At 71.7% G+C, this 1,764-nt stretch carries 2 protein-coding genes and 1 pseudogene; 1 reads left to right on the top strand and 2 read right to left on the bottom strand.

What is annotated here, in order from left to right; all coding sequences use genetic code 11:
• A pseudogene (locus A5756_RS00285) lies at window positions 1–418 on the bottom strand (two-component sensor histidine kinase); the annotation flags it as partial.
• Window positions 415–1,128 carry a response regulator transcription factor gene (locus A5756_RS00280; protein WP_369817330.1) on the bottom strand — a complete coding sequence of 238 codons (714 nt, stop codon included), beginning with the start codon at window positions 1,126–1,128 and terminating at the stop codon, window positions 415–417. The gene A5756_RS00280 and the pseudogene A5756_RS00285, both read right to left, overlap by 4 nt.
• A 266-nt stretch (window positions 1,129–1,394) precedes the next feature.
• Here A5756_RS00280 and A5756_RS00275 point away from each other — a divergent pair, with 266 nt between their 5' ends.
• Window positions 1,395–1,760: a hypothetical protein gene (locus A5756_RS00275; RefSeq protein WP_066945011.1), complete on the top strand. Its 366-nt coding sequence runs from the start codon at window positions 1,395–1,397 to the stop codon at window positions 1,758–1,760.
• Window positions 1,761–1,764: the final 4 nt, after the last annotated feature.

Raw genomic sequence — 1,764 nt, 5'->3', positions numbered from 1 at the left:
TCCGCGGCCAGGGCGGCATGCCGGGCGGGGGGAAGTTCGTCCCGGGCGCCATCGGCGGCATCATCGGCGGCGGTGGCGCAAAGGGTGGTGCGGGCGGAAAGGGCGGCGGGACCACGGGCCCGGCGACGGTGTCGGGACTGATGCCGCGATCGCCGTAGGTGGCGCCGTCGGCGGTGACCAGCAGCGCGCGCACGCCGCCGCCGTTCAGTTCGGCGGCCAACAGCTCGGGCGAGGTGCGCGCGGCGTCCAGCGTCTCGGCGCGCGACGCCGCCGCGAGCAGCCGATCGTGCAGGTTCCTGCGGGCGAGGACGCCCAGGCTGACGTCGACGGTGACACCGAGCACCACCAATAGCAGGGTCAGCAACGCCACCACCACCAGCGTCACCCGGCGCTGCAGGGAGGGAGTCCGAGTCGTCATGATCGCTGGGGTTGCAGCCGGTAGCCGATGCCGCGCACGGTGTGCAGTATCCGCGGCCCGTGGGCTTCGAGCTTGCGCCGCAAACCGCTCACGTGCACCTGGACCAGGTTGGGGTCGTAGGCGTCGTACCCCCACACGGCGTTCAGGATTTGGCCGGCACTGACGATGCGCCCGCGCTGCTCCACGAGAAAGGCCAGCAGCCGCAACTCGGTTGCCGTCAGGTCGAGGCGACGACCAGCGCGCGCGGCCACGCCGGCGTCGGCGTCGAGCATCAGGTCGCCGATCTGAACGACTTGCGGCAGCCGTCCGCGCCGGCGCAACACCGCGCCGACCCGTGACACCAGTTCGGCCAGCTCGAACGGTTTGATCACGTAGTCATCGGCCCCGCCGTCCAGGCCGCGCAGCCGATCTTCCAGGCCGTCGCGGGCCGTGATCAGGACGATCCCGACATCGCCCCAGTCGCGAATGACGCCGATGAGGTCGAATCCATCGCGCCCCGGCAGCATGACGTCGAGGACCACCAGGTCCGGCCGCAGCCCGTCCAGCGCCTCCTCGAGCCCGTCGCCGTCACAACGCCCGACGGTGTGGTAGCCGACGTCGGTGAGCGCCTCGCTGACCATTTCGCGAATCGTCTCGGAGTCTTCGACCACCAGGACCCGGGGCGCGCCGACGCTGAACCGGCCGGCGGCGACCCGGGAGCTGTTCGTCATGCCTCCCATTGTCGGCGCCGGTTCTGAAATCAAGCTGAAGCGGTCCCCCGGACCCTTCCGTCACCGGAGCCCCATCAATCGCAGAACCCAGGGATGCGACGAAGTGCCCACCTCAGAGCGACAAGCCCGCTCCGCGGGGCGGAGTCCTAGCGATGTCGCTGTGAGGCGGGCACAACGTCGCTCACCCTTCGCTGGTGACAGAAGTGACTCACGGGACACCCGTTTCTTCAGGTCTACTTCAGTTCCGACTCCTACCGTCCGGTGCCATGACCACAAACGACGACATCGACGCCCAAACACCCGTGCCGCCGGCCGCCCGTCCCCCAAGTGAGCCTCGCCGCCACTCCACCGGCGTGGTGGTCGGCGTCGGGGTGGCGGGCGCGCTGATCGGCGCGGCGGGCACCATCGCGGCGATCGCCTTCGCCTGGATCATCAGCGCCGGACCGCCCGGGCCGCCGCTGCCGCCCGGGCCACCGCCGATGATGGCGCTGCAGCACGGACCGCCGCCCCCGCCGATGGGCGGGCCCATGGGCGGCTTCGGGTTTGCGCCGCCGCCCGGCCCGCCCGGGCCGCCGCATGGATTCGGGACGCCCGGCGAGGTCTCCCCGCCACCGCGGCCGCCGCGCCGCTGATCAC

Source organism: Mycobacterium sp. 852002-53434_SCH5985345, from assembly GCF_001667155.1.
GTDB lineage: Bacteria > Actinomycetota > Actinomycetes > Mycobacteriales > Mycobacteriaceae > Mycobacterium.
Note: the sequence above shows the minus strand (reverse complement) of the source record. Positions and strands in the feature narration are given on the sequence as shown.